This window comes from Neorhizobium huautlense (genome assembly GCF_030811685.1).
GTDB classification, from domain to species: Bacteria; Pseudomonadota; Alphaproteobacteria; order Rhizobiales; family Rhizobiaceae; genus Neorhizobium; species Neorhizobium huautlense_A.
The window spans coordinates 208,850-226,313 of record NZ_JAUSRF010000003.1; the positions used below are offsets into that span (position 1 = coordinate 208,850).

15 protein-coding genes are annotated in these 17,464 nt (G+C 59.1%); 10 read left to right on the forward strand and 5 right to left on the reverse strand.

The window, feature by feature from the left end:
- Positions 1-23: 23 nt before the first annotated feature.
- The 4 genes from J2T09_RS05675 to J2T09_RS05690 are packed head-to-tail and all read left to right on the forward strand — an operon-like array spanning position 24 to position 4,890.
- A complete protein-coding gene (locus J2T09_RS05675; RefSeq protein WP_306832059.1) occupies positions 24-884 on the forward strand; it encodes a carbohydrate ABC transporter permease in 861 nt (286 codons plus the stop codon).
- Positions 881-1,717, forward strand: a complete 837-nt coding sequence (locus J2T09_RS05680; RefSeq protein WP_306832063.1) for a carbohydrate ABC transporter permease — start codon at positions 881-883, stop codon at positions 1,715-1,717. Before J2T09_RS05675 ends, J2T09_RS05680 begins: the two co-directional genes overlap by 4 nt.
- 11 nt (positions 1,718-1,728) lie before the next feature.
- The gene (locus J2T09_RS05685) at positions 1,729-2,811 is read left to right on the forward strand and encodes an ABC transporter ATP-binding protein (RefSeq protein WP_306832064.1); all 1,083 of its coding nucleotides are present in this window, start codon (positions 1,729-1,731) and stop codon (positions 2,809-2,811) included.
- A gap of 57 nt (positions 2,812-2,868) precedes the next feature.
- Entirely contained in the window at positions 2,869-4,890 is a 2,022-nt protein-coding gene (locus tag J2T09_RS05690) for an aldo/keto reductase (RefSeq protein ID WP_306832066.1), read from the forward strand.
- A gap of 52 nt (positions 4,891-4,942) precedes the next feature.
- On the opposite strand, the gene J2T09_RS05695 is transcribed toward J2T09_RS05690, so the two are convergent.
- From J2T09_RS05695 to J2T09_RS05705, 3 genes are all read right to left on the reverse strand, one after another.
- On the reverse strand, positions 4,943-7,114 hold the full coding sequence (locus J2T09_RS05695; RefSeq protein WP_306832068.1) for a malate synthase G: 2,172 nt from the start codon (positions 7,112-7,114) through the stop codon (positions 4,943-4,945).
- A gap of 151 nt (positions 7,115-7,265) precedes the next feature.
- Positions 7,266-7,793, reverse strand: coding sequence for a DUF992 domain-containing protein (locus J2T09_RS05700; RefSeq protein WP_306832071.1), 528 nt, complete (start codon positions 7,791-7,793; stop codon positions 7,266-7,268).
- A 151-nt stretch (positions 7,794-7,944) separates the two neighbouring features.
- Entirely contained in the window at positions 7,945-8,808 is an 864-nt protein-coding gene (locus tag J2T09_RS05705; RefSeq protein WP_306832073.1) for a helix-turn-helix domain-containing protein, read from the reverse strand.
- A 111-nt stretch (positions 8,809-8,919) separates the two neighbouring features.
- On the opposite strand from J2T09_RS05705, the gene pobA reads away from it, so the two are divergent.
- The 5 genes from pobA to J2T09_RS05730 all read left to right on the forward strand — a co-directional run bounded on the left by pobA (position 8,920) and on the right by J2T09_RS05730 (position 14,860).
- Positions 8,920-10,089 carry a 4-hydroxybenzoate 3-monooxygenase gene (gene pobA / locus J2T09_RS05710; protein WP_306832076.1) on the forward strand — a complete coding sequence of 390 codons (1,170 nt, stop codon included), beginning with the start codon at positions 8,920-8,922 and terminating at the stop codon, positions 10,087-10,089.
- Between the two features lie 140 nt (positions 10,090-10,229).
- The gene (locus J2T09_RS05715; protein ID WP_306832078.1) at positions 10,230-11,279 is read left to right on the forward strand and encodes an NAD(P)-dependent alcohol dehydrogenase; all 1,050 of its coding nucleotides are present in this window, start codon (positions 10,230-10,232) and stop codon (positions 11,277-11,279) included.
- A 169-nt stretch (positions 11,280-11,448) separates the two neighbouring features.
- Complete coding sequence (locus tag J2T09_RS05720; RefSeq protein ID WP_306832081.1) at positions 11,449-13,743, forward strand: FdhF/YdeP family oxidoreductase; 2,295 nt, start codon at positions 11,449-11,451, stop codon at positions 13,741-13,743.
- Positions 13,740-14,021 carry a hypothetical protein gene (locus J2T09_RS05725; protein WP_306832083.1) on the forward strand — a complete coding sequence of 94 codons (282 nt, stop codon included), beginning with the start codon at positions 13,740-13,742 and terminating at the stop codon, positions 14,019-14,021. The genes J2T09_RS05720 and J2T09_RS05725 overlap by 4 nt, the downstream gene beginning before the upstream one ends.
- Positions 14,022-14,110: 89 nt before the next feature.
- Complete coding sequence (locus J2T09_RS05730) at positions 14,111-14,860, forward strand: SDR family oxidoreductase (protein ID WP_306832085.1); 750 nt, start codon at positions 14,111-14,113, stop codon at positions 14,858-14,860.
- A gap of 40 nt (positions 14,861-14,900) precedes the next feature.
- Here J2T09_RS05730 and J2T09_RS05735 read toward each other — a convergent pair whose 3' ends face one another.
- Both J2T09_RS05735 and J2T09_RS05740 read right to left on the reverse strand, forming a co-directional pair.
- A complete protein-coding gene (locus J2T09_RS05735) occupies positions 14,901-15,335 on the reverse strand; it encodes a winged helix-turn-helix transcriptional regulator (RefSeq protein ID WP_306832087.1) in 435 nt (144 codons plus the stop codon).
- Positions 15,336-15,398: 63 nt separating this feature from the next.
- Positions 15,399-16,877, reverse strand: a complete 1,479-nt coding sequence (locus J2T09_RS05740) for an aminotransferase class V-fold PLP-dependent enzyme (RefSeq protein ID WP_306832089.1) — start codon at positions 16,875-16,877, stop codon at positions 15,399-15,401.
- A gap of 99 nt (positions 16,878-16,976) precedes the next feature.
- Between J2T09_RS05740 and J2T09_RS05745 the strand changes: the two genes are divergently transcribed.
- Positions 16,977-17,459: an Lrp/AsnC family transcriptional regulator gene (locus tag J2T09_RS05745; RefSeq protein ID WP_306832091.1), complete on the forward strand. Its 483-nt coding sequence runs from the start codon at positions 16,977-16,979 to the stop codon at positions 17,457-17,459.
- Positions 17,460-17,464 lie beyond the last annotated feature (5 nt).

Here is a 17,464-nt window from a genome sequence, read left to right on the forward strand (position 1 = left end):
GCCGATGATGACCGGAGGATGCCATGCGTGTGCACAACAGGATCGCTTATGCGTTCCTGGCCCCATATCTGCTGATTTTCGCCACCTTCTGGCTGTGGCCGATCATCAGTTCGTTCCTGATCTCGTTCCAGAATACCCGCGTCAATCCGTGGCGGTTCGCCCCTTCGATGAACTGGGGACGGCTGGTCGGCGATCCGGCCTTCTATAACGCGCTTTACAACACACTGATCATTCTCGTCATTCAGGTGCCGGTGATGATCGCGCTCGCCACCGTCATGGCGGTGTTTTTGAATTCGCCGCTCCTGAAGGCGCGGCCGCTCTATCGTTTCGCCTTTTTCGTGCCGGTCGTGGTGGGGGAGGTGGCTTATGCCGCCGTGTTCCGCCTGATGTTCAGCGCCGATTTCGGCATCATCAACAAGATCATCGGCACCGTCGGTATCTCGCCTGTCTCATGGTTCGACAACGGTACGGCGGCAATGGCGCTGCTCATCATGGCCGTCACATGGCGCTGGGCCGGTTATAACGCCATCATCATTCTGGCGGGCCTGCAATCCATTCCCGGTGATGTCTATGAGGCGGCAACGCTCGACCGCGTCGGCAAGGTTCAGCAGTTCTTTCACATCACGCTGCCGCTCTTGAAACCCATCATCCTGTTCTGCATCGTTTTGTCCGTTATCGGCACGATGCAGCTTTTCGCCGAACCTTTCCTCATCACCAATCGCGGCGGGCCGGGTGGGGCCACCGAAACGCTGGGTCTGCTGCTGTATCGGCAGGGCTTTACCTCGCTCAATTTCGGTTACGCCTCGGCAATCGCCTATACGATCGCAGCTCTCGCCGTCGCCATTTCACTTCTCAATCTGTTTTTCGGGAGGGAGACGAAATGAGATCGAAATCCCGTTCGCTGCTGATGCGCCGGCTGGCGCTGCACGCGGCACTCACGCCACTCGCCATCATCTGGCTATTTCCGCTGTGGATGATGTTCGTGTTTTCCACCATGTCGGACTACGGCATTTTCAGCCCCGATATCGTGCTCTGGCCCTCGACGCAGTTCATCGAAAACTTTCAGAACCTGCAGGCCGATACGGATTTCCTGCGGGCGATGTTCATCTCCATCACCGTCGCCGTCATCTATACAATCCTGTCGGTGATGCTGACTTCGATGGCCGGCTGGGCTCTGGCGCGCTACCGGTTTGCCGGGCGCTCGGTCGTCATCGCCATCATTCTCGGCACCATCACACTTCCCTTCGCCGTTGTCGTCATTCCGCAATTTATCATGGTGGCGCGCGAGTTCCGGCTCGCCAATACCTGGGTGGCGCTCATCGTGCCGCCGCTGTTCAATTCGCTCGGCGTGCTGTTCATGCGGCAGGCATTTTCGATGATGCCGTCGGAACTGTTCGATGCCGCGCGTGTCGAGGGCGTCAAGGAATGGCGCATCTTTCTGCACATCGCCCTGCCCTTGGCGCGGCCGACCATGGCGGCGCTGTCGATCATTCTCTTCCTTGCCTCGTGGAACAATTATCTCTGGCCGCTGCTGATCAATTCGCGGCCGGGCATGATGACGGCGCCGGTCGCGCTCGGCACGCTGATCGGTCTCACGAAGGTTTCCTGGGGCGGCATCATGGCGGGCGCGGTGCTGCTCACTGCGCCGATCCTCTTCGTCTTCATCTTCCTTCAGCGTCATTTCATTTCCGGCATCACCGCCGGCGCAGTCAAGTAATCGGAGGCTTCATGGCCGGGCTCGCCCTCACAAATGTCATCAAGCGGTTTGGCGCCTTGCAGGTCGTCCATGGTGCAAATCTGGACATCGAAGACGGCGAATTCGTCGTGTTCGTCGGCCCCTCCGGCTGCGGAAAATCGACGCTGCTGCGCATGATCGCGGGACTGGAAGACGTGTCCGGCGGCGAGATCGCCATTGCCGGAAATGTCGTCAACGACGTCGAGCCGTCGGAACGGCATATCGCCATGGTGTTTCAGTCCTATGCGCTTTATCCGCACATGACGGTGCGCAAAAACCTCTCCTTCGGCCTGACGATGAACGGCAATCCAAAGGCCGATACGCAGCGTCGCGTGGCGCATGCGGCCGACATTCTGCAGATCAACGAGCTGATGGATCGTCGTCCCGGCCAGCTGTCCGGCGGCCAGCGCCAGCGTGTCGCCATCGGCCGCGCCATTGTGCGCGAACCGCAGGTGTTTCTGTTCGACGAACCGCTCTCCAACCTCGATGCGGAATTGCGCGTGCAGATGCGGGTGGAGATTTCCAAGCTGCACAAGCAGCTCGGCACGACGATGATTTACGTAACCCACGACCAGACGGAAGCGATGACGCTGGCCGACAAGATCGTCGTGCTGCGCACCGGCCGCATCGAACAGGTCGGGGCGCCACTCGATCTTTATGATGATCCGGCCAACCAGTTCGTCGCCGGGTTTATCGGTTCGCCAAAGATGAATTTTCTGAAGGCGACTATTCATGCCGTCGGGCAGGAAGGTGTGACGGCGGCTCTGATCGCGGATCCAAGCGTCAGGCTGACGCTGCCGATATCCAGCCGCCCCGATATCGGCTCCCCCGTCATTCTGGGTATTCGTCCCGAACATTTTTCCGATGCCGGCACTGGCGAGGCGGACCTGACGGTGGCGGTCCATGTCGCCGAACACCTCGGCCATACCAGCTATGTTTACGCCGGGGTTTCCGGGGAACCGCTGATCATAGAGCGACCGGAATCTCGCCATGCCGGCGACCAGAAAACGCTCACCGTCGGCCTGCCGGCGAAACGCTGTTTCCTGTTCGACGCCGAAGGCGAGCGCCTTCGCTGATTGTTCTCGTTTTAGCTCCCAAGACGGCCCAACTCGACAGATTGAAAAGGACACGCCATGAGTGCAGAGCAAAAAATCCACTGGGGTATTATCGGCCCCGGCACCATCGCCAAAACGTTTGCCGAAGGCATCGCCGGCTCCTCCACCGGCGCGCTCGTCGCCATCGCATCCCGCAACCCCGACAAGCCGGGGCTTGGTGATGGATTTCCCGGCGCCCGCATTGTCAACGGTTACGAGGCGTTGCTGGCCGATCCCGGCATCGATGCGGTCTATATCGCCACGCCGCATACCGGCCATGCCGAATGGGCGATCAAGGCCGTGCGCGCCGGCAAACATGTGCTGGTGGAAAAGCCGATGGCGCTTTCGGCCTATGATGCCGACGTGATTTTTTACGAGGCGCAAAAAGCCGGCGTGTTTGTCGGCGAAGCCTATATGTATCTCTTTCACCCGCAGACGACGCGGCTCATCGAGCTTGTCAAACAGGGCGTCATCGGGGATGTCCGTTTGATCCGCTCCAGTTTCGGTTTCGACATGGGCGGTTTCCGGCCGGAACATCGATTGTTCTCCAACGATCTCGCCGGCGGCGGCATTCTGGATGTCGGCGGTTATCCTGTCTCGATGGTGCGGCTTCTGGCCGGTTCCGTCAGCGGTTCATCCTATGCCGAACCGGTCAGCGTGTCCGGCGCCGCCCATCTTGGCCAGTCCGGCGTCGATGAATGGGCATCCGCCGTCCTGAAATTCGCAAACGGCATTGTGGCGGAAGTCTCGTGCTCGATCATGGCGAACCAGGACAATACGCTGCGCATCATCGGCTCCAAGGGTCGTATCGAGGTCAAGGACTTCTGGTTCGCCGGCGGCCGCAAGGGCGGTACCGGAAAAATCGAGATTTTCAAGGGCAATGAACATGAGGTGGTCGAGGTCACAGAAAACCGCCATCTCTATTCCTTCGAAGTCGAGGCGGTGACGGCTGCCATCCGTGCCGGCGAGAAGACTTTTGGCTATCCGGGTATGAATGCTGCGCAAACGCTTGCCAATCTTCGTGTGCTGGATCGCTGGCGTGCTTCAGTTGGTCTGGAATACGGGGTGGAAAAGGCAGCGCAACGCGCGAGGAACATCGTCGGAGAAACGGTTGTCGCCGGAAACGGCGTGCCGAAACGGCAGATACCCGGCCTTGCCAAGCCGGCGTCCGTCGTCGCGCTCGGTTTCGAGTTCTTTCCCAATTTCGCCTCCGCTTCTCTCACGCTGGACGCCTTTTACGAGGCGGGCGGCAACCTGTTCGACACGGCCTTCGTTTACGGCGCCGGCAAGACCGAAAGCATTTTTGGTGATTGGCACACCAGCCGAAAAGTGCCGCGCGAAGAGGTCGTGCTGATCGGCAAGGGCGCCCATTCGCCGCTTTGCTATCCGGATGTGATTGCCAAGCAGCTCGATCAGTCTCTGGAGCGGCTGAAGACGGATTATCTCGATGTCTATTTCATGCACCGCGATAACCCGGATATTCCGATCGGCGAATTTGTCGATGCGATCGATGCCGAGGTCAAACGCGGCCGTATTCGCGGCATATATGGCGGCTCCAACTGGACGCGCGAACGTTTGGACGCCGCTGTGGAATACGCGGCTAAGACCGGCAAGGCAGCACCGGCGGCGCTCTCCAACAATTTTGCGTTGGCGGAAATGCTCGATCCGATCTGGCCCGGCTGCGTGACGTCTTCGACAGACGAGTGGAAACAGTGGCTGAACGAGCGGCAAATCCCCAATTTCGCGTGGTCCAGCCAGGGACGTGGTTTTTTCACGGACAGGGCGGGGCGCGATAAAACCGACGACGAGGAAATCGTGCGTTGCTGGTATTCGGACAGCAATTTCGAGCGGCGCGACAGGGCGATCGAACTGGCCAACAGGCTCGGCGTCAGCCCGATCCACATCGCGCTTGCCTATGTGATCGCCCAGCCGTTCCCTGTCATCCCGTTGATCGGGCCGCGCACGGTCGGCGAATTGGAAGACAGCCTGTCGGCGCTGGCCATCACGCTCTCGGATGAAGAGGTCGGCTGGCTTGAGGGCCGCAGGTTGAAGGCGGCCTGACAATCAGAAAAGACATTTGGCGCGACCGGTATTATCCGGTCGTGCCTATGTCTCAGGCGCCTGTTGCCTTTTTCAGTTCCAGCCGTCGGCGATGCAGGACCGGTTCCGTATAACCGTTGGGCTGTTCACGCCCCTTCAGTACGAGTTCGACAGCGGCCTGGAAGGCGATCGAACCGTCGAAATCCGTTGCCATTGGCCTGTAGAGCGGATCACCTGCATTCTGGTCATCCACGACCTTCGCCATGCGCCTCATGGTCTCGACGATCTGGTCTTCGGTGACCACCTTGTGGTGCAGCCAGTTGGCCATGTGCTGGGCGGAGATGCGCAATGTCGCGCGGTCCTCCATCAGGCCGACATTGTTGATATCAGGCACTTTCGAGCAGCCGACGCCCTGGTCGATCCAGCGCACGACATAACCGAGAATGCCCTGCGCATTGTTGTCCAGTTCGCGGCTTATTTCTTCAGGTGTCCAGTTGGGGCGCGGCGCGACCGGCACGGACAGGATGTCCGACAGTTTGGCACGCTCTCGGCTCTTCAGGCTTTTCTGCACGGCGGCGACATCGACCGTGTGATAATGGGTGGCGTGCAGGGTTGCGGCGGTCGGCGAGGGAACCCAGGCGGTGTTGGCGCCGGCCTTCGGATGTCCGATCTTCTGTTCCAGCATCGCTGCCATCAGGTCAGGCATGGCCCACATGCCCTTGCCGATCTGCGCATGGCCGGAAAGTCCGCATTCCAGCCCGATATCGACATTCCAGTTTTCGTAAGCGGCGATCCATGCCGCCTGTTTCATGTCGCCCTTGCGGATCATCGGGCCGGCCTCCATCGAGGTATGGATCTCGTCTCCGGTGCGATCGAGGAAACCGGTATTGATGAAGACAACGCGGTCCTTTGCTGCGCGAATGGCTTCCTTGAGGTTCACCGTCGTGCGGCGTTCCTCGTCCATGATGCCCATCTTGATCGTGTTGGGCTGCATGCCGAGCACGGCTTCGACGCGCGAAAAAATCTCGCCGGCGAAGGCGACCTCTTCCGGCCCGTGCGTCTTTGGTTTGACCACATACATGGAGCCGGCGGCAGAATTTTTGCGGCGCCCGTTCTGACCGATATCGTGGAGTGCGATCAGCGCCGTGATCATCGCATCCATGATGCCTTCCGGTACTTCTTTGCCGTCGTGATCAAGGATCGCCGGATTGGTCATCAGGTGGCCGACATTGCGCACCAGCATCAGCGAGCGACATTTCAGCTCGAAGGTGGTGCCATCCGGCGCGGTGTAATCGAGATCGGGATTGAGTTTGCGTGTAAAGCTCTTGCCGCCCTTGGAAACCTCTTCCGTCAGATCGCCCTTCATCAGGCCGAGCCAGTTGCGGTAAACAACGACCTTGTCCTCGGCATCCACGGCGGCGATGGAATCCTCGCAATCCATGATCGTGGTGATGGCCGATTCCGCCCAGACGTCGGAAATATGCGCCGGATCGTCCTTGCCGATTGCGGTGGTCGGATCGATCAGGATTTCGGTGTGGAGATTGTTTTTCCGGAGAAGGATCTGTGTCGGCGCCGACGCTTCTCCGAGATAGCCGGCAAGTTGCGAGGGGTCGCTGAGGCCGGTGATGTCACCGCTGGTCAGCGTCACGAAGAGGGCCGAGGATTCGATCCTGAAAGACGCAGCCTCCTTCCAGCTTGCGCCGGAAAGCGGCGCGGACCGATCGAGAAATTCACGCACCCAGGCGATGACCTTGGCGCCGCGTGCAGGATTGTAGCTTTTGCCCTTTTCAGCACCGTCGGCTTCCGGGATCGCGTCCGTGCCATAAAGCGCATCGTAAAGCGAACCCCAGCGGGCATTCGCCGCGTTCAAGGCATAACGGGCATTCATGACCGGCACGACGAGCTGCGGCCCGGCAATGACGGCGATTTCCGGATCGACGTTTTCTGTCGAAACGGAAAAATCGGGACCTTCAGGCAGGAGATAGCCGATTTCTCGCAGGAAGGCTTCGTAAGTGGCCATATCGGCGGGCGCACCGTTCTGGCGATACCAGTCGTCCAGCTTTGCCTGAAACGCATCGCGTTTTGCCAAGAGCTCGCGGTTGCGCGGCGCGAGATCGTGGACGATCTTGGAAAATTCGGTAAGGAAATGGTCCGCATCCACGCCCGTGCCCGGCAATGCTTCGGAAAGAAGGAAGTCGTGAAGGGTTTTGTCGATCGAAAGACCACTGACTTCAATTCGGGACATCGGGGCGCTCCTCATGCGGTTCTGAGAGGCAAGTCTTGCCGAAACCGCGCGCCGCTTCAACTGCAATAAACCGAGAAGCACTTGTTCTGAAAATAAAACGGGGCAATTCCTTTCGGAATTGCCCCATGTCTGACGATCCGTGATGGCGGTATCAGTTGACCGATGCCAGCGTCATCGACGTCCCGGTTGCAGCGATGTTCAGGCCAAGCTGGCCGGTCACGCTGACGGTCTGAAGATGGATGGAGCCCGTCGTTCCGCCGACCAGAATGTTCGCGCCAACGCCAGCAACAACCGTGGCTTCGGCCGTTGCACCCTGATAGATGCCGCCGAGCGAACCATGGTGGTAACCGGCGGTCGGGGCAAGAACGGCCCAGATCAGGCGGCTGCGCGTGGTGAAGCCGATATCGACGCCGAGCTTGCGGATCGCGCCGGAATAATGATCAAGCGGTTCGCCATCGATGGTCGACTTGAACACGCAATCGACTTCCTTGGCTGAGCCGAGAACGTAACCGGCACCTCCGCCGATATTGCAGTCGAGGTAACCGATTTTCACACCGTTTCGTGCGCCTTCCTGAACGACCACAGGGCGTTCGGCGCGGACAACGTCGGCGGCATAAACGGCGCCGGCGCTGGTCAGGACCGGTGTGGCGGCCAGTGCCAAGGCAATAATCTTCTTCATGTCAGTCTCCTTAGTAATCCCTGTTGCCGCCACCTTCATTCCGGTCATGAGGCGACTTGGCGATCGGTTAACGAATCCGATGCCAATTCGATCCATGCCGATGGCATTTTCGGGGCGGCGGGAGAAAAAAGGTTAACAACCTGTGCAATTGTCACGACCCGTTGCCGGCCTGCATCCGCTGGTTTCTGCGGTAGTCGCGGGGCGACATGCCGGTGCGCTGACGAAAGCAGCGGGCAAAATAGGTGGCATCGGAAAAACCGAGATTTTCCGAAATATGCCGGATGCTGGCGCCAGTCAGGGCGAGCGCGCGCTTGGCCTCGTCGATCGTACGGCCGATGATCAGTTCGTGCGCCGTCATGCCGGTGACCTTGCGGACGGTGCGATTGAGATGCGTTGGTGAAAGGCCGAGGCGAGCGGCATATTCGCTCACCGTCATCTGCTGGCGAAAATGCCGGCCGATCAGTTCGTTCAGTGCGAGCACATGGCGTTGCGCGTCATCGATGAAGCCGGCTTTTGTTGCCGCTGCGTCCGAACGATGGATGAGCGCTGTCACGATTGAAAGATAGGCGTCGAGAATATCCATCCGTCCCGGGCGTGCCGCGTCATATTCGTCCGCGATGCGATGAAAGGTCCGGTGAAGATAGTCCGCGTCCGGAGATTTTTCCTCAAGTTGGATGACTCGCGCATCGCGCCCGGCCATGTCGGTTCGCGATGCCGTTGCGGCGGTGATCACGTGGCCGGCGATGTCGCGCGAAAATCGAAAGCCGTGGACAGGGCCAGGCGGCACGAAGACGACACAAGGCGGGGTGAGTGTCGTGGTCTGCCCATCCAGAATGGCGTCTCCCGACCCGTGCCATATGTAGAGAAACTGCATGAAATGTTCATGCCGATGCAGGCCGATTTCCCAGTGATAGGTGCTGCTACGTGAGGCGATGGTTTCGCAATGCAGCCGGAAATCAGGCTCATGACCGCGATCTTCGCCGTAAAGATCGAAGGTTGGAATGAAATGCGACATCGCCTGCATCCTCTGTCGATGTTCGATTTGTGCAGGAATGAGTTTCATATGTCCATTGTGGATCGGGTTGTCATTCGTCAATCTTTGCGGGCACCGTACTGGGAGGATATCGTGCGTACCCAAGTCGCCATCATCGGCTCAGGCCCATCAGGCCTTCTGCTCGGACAGTTGCTCACCAAGGCCGGCATCGACAATGTCATCCTCGATCGCGTCGGCAAGGATTACATTCTGGGCCGCGTGCGCGCCGGTGTGCTGGAGGAGGGGACGGTCGACCTGCTGAAGAAGGTCGGCGCAGACGCCAGAATGCAGGCGGAGGGGCTTGCTCATGATGGCTTTTCGCTCGCATTCGATGGCCGCGATCACCGTATCGATCTGTTTGCGCTGACCGGCAAACGCGTCATGGTTTATGGCCAGACGGAACTGACCCGTGATCTGATGGAGCAACGCGAGCGAACCAACGGCATCACGATCTATGAGGCGGGAAACGTTCAACCGCATGATTTCGACGGTCAAAAGCCGTTCGTGACCTATGAGAAGGACGGGCTATCCCACCGCATCGATTGCGATTTCATCGCGGGCTGTGACGGTTATCACGGCATCAGCCGCAAATCCGTTACGGAAAAATCGATCTCTATCTTCGAACGGATCTATCCCTTCGGCTGGCTCGGAATTCTGGCCGATGTGCCGCCGGTCGCCCACGAGCTTGTCTATGCCAATCATCCGCGCGGTTTTGCGCTGTGTTCGATGCGTTCCGCCAGCCGCAGCCGTTATTACATCCAGTGCCCGCTCGACGAAAAGATCGAGGATTGGAGCGATGACCGTTTTTATGATGAGCTACGCCGGCGCCTTCCAGAGATCCATGCACAAGCACTGATTACCGGGCCGTCCTTCGAAAAATCCATCGCGCCGCTTCGCTCCTTCGTGGCGGAGCCTATGCGTTTCGGATCGCTGTTTCTCGTCGGTGATGCAGCACACATAGTTCCTCCGACCGGCGCTAAAGGCCTGAACCTTGCCGCCAGCGATGTGCATTATCTGTTCGAAGGTCTGCGCGACCACTATCTGGAAAATTCGGAGGCGGGCCTCGCCGTCTATTCGCCGCGCGCGCTGAAACGCGTGTGGAAATCCGTTCGGTTTTCATGGTCGATGACGATGCTGATGCACCGCTTTCCGGACGGTGGAGAATTCGACCAGAAGATCCAGGAGGCGGAACTGGATTATCTCACGCATTCCACTGCCGCCGCCGCGTCGCTTGCCGAAAACTATGTTGGCCTGCCATATTAGCGCCTAAGGGCGGCGCTGGAGGATCGTGCAATCATCTCGTTGGAATGAACTGGCCCGATTACGTTTGTGGCCTTATGTTTTGCGCGTCTGCCCTTGCTAAGGGCTGCGTTTCATCACATTCAAATCGGAAGGTTCTCATCATGGCTATTGCAAGAGGCTATGCCGCGACGGACGCGTCGAAACCCCTCGCTCCCTTCACCTTCGAGCGCCGCGAACCCAATGACGACGATGTCGTCATCGATATCAAGTTTGCAGGCGTCTGCCACTCCGATATCCACACCGTCCGCAACGAATGGGGTGGCGCCGTCTACCCGATCGTTCCGGGCCACGAAATTGCCGGTGTCGTGACGGCTATCGGCTCCAAGGTCTCGAAGTTCAAGGTCGGCGACCATGTCGGCGTCGGCTGCTTCGTCGATAGCTGCGTTGGTTGCGCCACGCGTGATGTCGATCTGGAACAGTATATGCCGGGCCTCGTGCAGACCTATAACAGCGTCGAAGCCGACGGAAAGACGCCGACCCAGGGCGGTTATTCCGACAGCATCGTCGTCAAGGAAGGGTATGTCATGTCCATTCCGGACAACCTTCCGCTCGACGCTGCTGCTCCGCTTCTTTGCGCCGGCATCACGCTCTATTCGCCGCTGCACCACTGGAAGGCCGGTCCGGGCAAGAAGGTTGCCATCGTCGGCATGGGTGGTCTCGGCCATATGGGTGTCAAGATCGCCCACGCCATGGGCGCCGAAGTGACTGTGCTCAGCCAGTCACTGTCGAAGAAGGATGATGGCCTGCGTCTCGGCGCCGATCACTATTACGCGACGAACGACAAGGAGACCTTCTCCAAGCTGGCCGGGTATTTCGACCTGATCATCTGCACGGTTTCGGCCGAGATCGACTGGAATGCCTATATGGGCCTGCTCAAGGTCGAAGGTTCGTTCGTGGTTGTCGGTGCGCCGGAAAACGCTATTCCCGTTCACGCTTTCTCGCTGATCCCGGGCCGCAAGAGCATTTCCGGTTCGATGATCGGTTCGATCAAGGAAACCCAGGAAATGCTGGATTTCTGCGGTCAGCACAACATCGTCAGCGAGATCGAACTCATTGATATCAAGGATATCAACGAAGCCTACGAGCGCGTCATCAAGAGCGACGTGCGCTACCGTTTCGTCATCGATATGGCGACCCTGAAGGCTGCCTGATCATCGCTGATCCGATCAATGTATGGAACGGGCCGGTCGCAGGATCGGCCCGTTTTGCGTGTCATGCACCCTGCCGGCAATCCGTCTTTGTCTCAGCGATAGATTTTTTCTATCGACCTATGGAATTGATCCGCTTGATCATTTTTGCGCTTTGTCAGAAATGCGGCAAATGGACACAGGATTTATCGGTAAAAAATCGTCCGCCGCAGGCGGATGGGGTGCATTGAAAAGCTGCGGCAAGCAGCTTTTGAAAAGTGGTACGCCGCTGTCTGGCGCACGCACGCTGTTGAAGGCCAATCAGCCGGATGGCTTTGATTGTCCCGGCTGCGCGTGGGGCGATCCAGCGCATGGTTCTTCGTTTGAGTTCTGCGAAAACGGCGTGAAAGCCGTCGCATGGGAATCGACCGAGAAACGCGCCACGCCGGCACTGTTCGCGGCCAACACCGTCACCGAACTGCGCAAGCTGACAGATTATGAACTCGAGCGTCACGGACGCCTGACGCATCCGATGCGTTACGACGCAGCCACCGACAAATACGTGGCCGTCGAATGGGCCGATGCCTTCGCCGAGATTGGCAGCATCCTCAAGGGGCTCGACAGCCCGGACCGCGCCGAATTCTACACGTCCGGCCGCGCAAGCAACGAAGCCGCCTATCTCTACCAGCTTTTTGTCCGTCTTTACGGCACCAACAATTTCCCCGACTGTTCCAACATGTGCCACGAGGCGAGCGGCGTCGGCCTTCGCCAGTCGATCGGCGTTGGCAAGGGCACTGTTCTGCTTGAGGATTTCGAAGAGGCTGACGCCATCTTCGTGATCGGCCAGAACCCGGGCACCAATCATCCGCGCATGCTGGGCGACCTTCGTCGTGCCGCCATCCGTGGCGCCAAGATCGTCGTGTTCAACCCGATCAAAGAGCGCGGCCTTGAGCGGTTCACCGATCCGCAGGACAAGCTCGAAATGCTGAGCGGCGGCGCAACCGATATCGCCAGCGATTATCTGCAGCCCCGCCTGGGCGGTGACATGGCGGCCGTGCGCGGCATGGCCAAGGTGGTGTTTGCCGCAGAAGATGCAGCTGTTGCTGCAGGCCTGCCGTCCGTGCTCGACCACGCGTTCCTTGCCGAGCACAGCCTCGGCCTTGCCGAATATCGTGCCGCCGTTGACGCAACGGATTGGGCGCAGATCGAGGACCAGTCCGGCCTTACGCGTCAGCAGATCGAATCTGCCGCGCAGATCTACATGAAGGCCGACCGGGTCATCTGCACCTGGGCCATGGGTGTGACCCAGCATGTGCATTCGGTCGCGACCATCCGCGAAATCTCCAACTTCATGTTGCTGCGCGGCAATATCGGCAAGCCCGGTGCCGGCCTCTGCCCCGTGCGTGGCCATTCCAACGTTCAGGGCGACCGTACGGTCGGCATCAATGAAAAGCCGCCGGTGGCTTTCCTCGATGCCCTAGAAAAGCATTTTGGCGTCGCCATGCCACGTCATAACGGCCACAACGTGCTCGCCGCCATCGGCGCCATGCTGGATGGCTCGTCGGAGGTCTTTATCGGTCTCGGCGGCAATTTTGCCCGCGCGACGCCGGACAGCCCGATCGTCGAGCAGGCCATGCGCCGCATGAAGCTGACGGTCAATATCGCCACCAAGCCCAACCATTCGCATCTGATGCCGGGTGCCGTCTCCTATGTACTGCCGTGCCTCGGCCGTACCGAGACGGACGTCAACGCCGCGGGTGTTTCGCAGTTGATCAGCGTGGAAGACTCCATGAGCATGGTGCATGGATCGGCTGGTATCAACCGTCCGGCCTCGCCGCTTCTCAAGTCTGAAGTGGCAATCGTTGCCGGCATCGCCGAAGCGACCGTCGGAAACGGTGTCGTCAACTGGTCTGAACTGGCGCAGAACAATGACCTGATCCGCGATCATATCGAAGCGACCATTCCCGGTTTCGAAAATTACAACGAACGTCTGCGCAAGCCGCGCGGGTTCCATCTTCGCAATGCGGCAGCGCATCGCGAATGGAACACGACGCAGGGCAAGGCAACATTCTCGACTGTAGCTCTGCCGACAGAAACCGTTCACCAGCGGGCCAACAAGGGCGGTGGGATCTTCGCGCTGCAGACCTTCCGTTCCCATGACCAGTACAACACCACGGTTTACGGTCTCGATGACCGCTATCGCGGCGTTTACGGCGAGCGTCAGGTGATCTTCATCCACCCGGCCGATCTGGAAGCGATGAATGCCACGGCTGGCGACCGCATCGACGTCGTCACCGAAAGCACGGATGGTATCGAACGCGTGGCGGAAAACTTCCGCTTCGTGCCCTACGATATCCCGCGTGGCAGCATTGCCGGTTATTATCCGGAGCTGAACGTTCTGGTGCCGCTTGGCAGCGCCGGTGACGAAAGCGATACGCCGACATCGAAATCGGTCATGGTGTCTTTCCGCAAGCGGCAGGCCGCGTGACGGAAAAAGCGCCAGAAGCCGAGCGCTTTCTGGCGCTGGTTGCGACAGCGCAGGAGGGGGACCCTGCGCTGTCGCCTATTCAGGCGGCAATCATGGTTGCCGCCGATCTCGGCATTGCAAGAGATAGCCGCACATTTGCGCGCATACTCGATATCGAGCACGCGCTTGCCCTGCGCGAACTCAATGCTCTGGCTGAAATGGCGGGCTACCTGACCATCATAAAGCGCGATCCACGGACGTTGCGCACCTTTTATCAGCCTGTCGAAGGCGGTTCGTGAAAAAAGTTACACTTACCAAAAGGTGCCTGCTTACCAAAAGATACTATTGGCTCTAACTTTGTCTTCAGAACGATCTGGAGACTGGAACCATGGACTTTTCGAAGGCAACAATTCTCATCACCGGCGGTAATTCCGGCATCGGCAAGGGTCTTGCCAAGGCGCTGATGTCGCGTGGCGCAAAGGTCATCATCACCGGCCGCGACGACAAGCGTCTTAGGGAAACGCTTTACGCCAATCCCGGCATGCTCGGTTACGAACTGGATGTGACCGACCCCGACGCCATCACGCAGTTCGCCGCCAATATCACCGAACATCATCCCGATCTGAATGCCGTCATCCACAATGCCGGTATCATGGTCAGCGAACAGGTTCTGGCAGAGGCTTACGACCTCGACATCGTCGAAAAGACGATCGCCACCAATCTGCTGGCACCGATTCGCCTGACCGCTGCCCTGCTTCCGCATCTGCGCACAAAGGACGAGGCGGCAATCGTCACCGTATCCTCCGGCCTTGCCTTCGTGCCGCGCGCCGACACGCCGACCTATAGCGCCACAAAGGCGGCTATCCATTCCTGGACGACCTGCCTGCGCCACGAATTGCGCAGCACCAATATTTCGGTCGTCGAACTGGCGCCGCCTCTGGTGGCAACCGACCTGACGCCCGGCCAGTCACAGAACCCGCGTGCCATGCCCTTGGCGGACTTCGTGTCGGAATCGGTGGACCTGCTGTGCGCCCAGCCGACCCCGCCTGAAGTTCTGGTCGGCCGCGTGATGCCGCAACGCACCGCCGAGGCAACCGGCAATTTCGACAAGGTTTTCGGCCTGATCAACCCGGCCTGACGCCGGCTGAATGCTGGGCGCGGCCAGCGGTTGCGCTCAGCTATTCTTCTCCGTCGAACGCCGTCCGGGCAGCCGCGACGGCGTCGTGGTTTTCAACTGCCCATATCCACACGTTGCAAAAGGCCGCACCCAGTGTAAGTCCGAGTGGCGAAAGGCTGTATTCCACCTTGGGCGGCACGCAGGCATATGTCTTTCGCACTACCAGTCCGTCGCGTTCCATGCGGCGCAAAGTCTGGGTCAGCATCTTCTGGCTGATGCCGGTGACGTGTCGCGCAAGATCGGAAAAACGTAGCGTGCCTTCGTCCCAAAGCGTGTCGAGAATGACCACGGTCCACTTGTCGGCAAAACCGGAAATCATCTCGCGCACCAGTCCTTCGATACGCGGATCAACATTACTCGGATAGTCGCGAGCCTTATAGCTCTCCGCGCGCGCCATTTCGTCAGTAGTGAAGCCCGGCCGCTGCTGCGTGGTCATGATCGTTTTTCCATATAGTCACTCAAAGTAAGTTCCTATGGAAAAGAGAGCATTCAAGCAAGACTATGCCGCCTGGCGCGGGAAAAAGATCGCCCTTGCCGGATCGAAATCATACTGGTTTTCGAAATCGGCCGCATCTGCCGCCAGTTGGCTGACGGCGGCCAGAATGAAATCGACCTTGGTATCCGGCAGCAGAACGCTGAAATTCAGACGCGTGAAACCCGGCTTGCGGATTTCCTCACCAGAGATAATGGCGCGTCGCATCTCGTCGGATTGCGCGGTATCGATCTCCAGCAGGCGATGGACATAAGGTCCCGCACAGGCGCAGCCGCCGCGTGCCTGTATGCCGAAGCGGTCGCTCAGCATGCGGGTTACGAGTTGCTGATGCACATAACCGCCTTTGCCGTCGCGGATGCGGAACGAAAAGATCGGCAATCGATGCGGTTCGGCAAGGCCGAGAAGCTCGAGGTTGGGCACGTCACGCCATGCCGTAAACGCCCGTGCGGCCAGTTCGCGGTTGCGACGATCCATGATCGCAGAGCCGATTGCGTCCTTGACAATGAAGGCGAGGGAGGAGCGGATGTCTCCGATCACATTCGGTGTGCCGGCCTCTTCGCGCGCCTCGATATTGTCGCTGTAGTCATGGCCAGCCGGCGAGACGAACTTCACGGTGCCGCCGCCCGGCCAAGATGGTTTTGTCGTTGCGGCTGCATCCTTGCGCAGGATGAGAATGCCCGACGAGCCCGGGCCGCCGATGAACTTGTGTGGAGATGTGACGATCGCGTCGATCTCCACGCCGGCCTTTGGCGTCATCGCCATCTGCACATAGGGGCCTGCACCGGCATAATCCCAGATCATTTTCGCGCCGGCCGCCTTTACGCGCTCCGTAATGCCGGCCACGTCGCTGAGGATGCCGGTAATGTTGGACGCGGCGGACAGGCTGCAGATGGTGAGGGCAGGCGCATCATCGCGAAGCGCCGCCTCGAGCTGGCTGAGGTTCGGGCCACCTGACGGACATTCCTCGATCTCGACGATCTCCGCGCCGCTTTCACGCCAGGGCAGGATGTTGGAATGGTGCTCGTAGGGGCCGATGATCACACGCGCCCGTCGGCCTGCCGCGATGGCATCGGTTATGCCGAACAGTTTGACCAGCCGGTTGATGCCTGAAGTTGCGCCCGAACCGGTAAAAACCACCGCATGACGCTGATCCGCGCCACAGAACCCGGCAATCAAGGCTCTTGCTTCGCGGCGCAGGCGGGTCATGAAGCCACCGCAATAGGACGCTTCGGTGTGGCTGTTGGCGTAATAGGGCAGGACCTCTTCCAGAACAAAACGCTCGATCGAAAGAAGTGCTCGGCCGGAGGCCACATAGTCCGCGTAAACGAGCTTTTTTACGCCGTAGGGACCATCGAGTGTCGCCTCCCCGCCCACGAGGTCGTCATGCAGATGGGCGATCCGGTCGGCCTTGTCCGCTAAGTCCTGACGGAACTGCGAGAGCGGCGAAAGCTGTGTCTTCGGGATTGCCAGTGCGGCGGTCTGCATGGTCGGCTCCGGTCAAGAGGGGCATGACCGCGAATCTAATCGGTATTTAGCGCGCAAACATCACTTGTTTTTTTACAAAATTCAATGTTTTGTTGTCGTATGATCGACAAAGCAGAAAAAATAGACGGTTTTGATCTGAAGATTCTGACACTCCTGCAATCAGATGCACATCTGTCGCAGCGGGAACTGGCGGAAAAGGTTGGCCTGTCGCAAAATGCCTGCTGGCGCCGGCTGCAGCGCCTCACGGCGATCGGCATGATCCGTGGCGCTCACAGCAATATCGATCTGTCGGCACTGGGCTTCGATCTGACGGTGTTCGTGATGATCCGCACCCGGCATCATTCGAAACAATGGATCGACGATTTTCGCGCCCATGTGGAGCGTCTGCCGGAAGTGATCGATTTCTACCGTATCGGCGGCGACTGGGATTATCTGATCAAGGTCGTCACCAGAGGCATGGCCGGTTACGACGCCTTTTATCAGAAGCTGGTGACCGATTTCGATCTGGCGACGGTCACCGGCTTTTTCTCGATGGAAGCGATCATCGACAACCGTGCCGTGGATCTCGGCCGGTTGAAATGATCTCT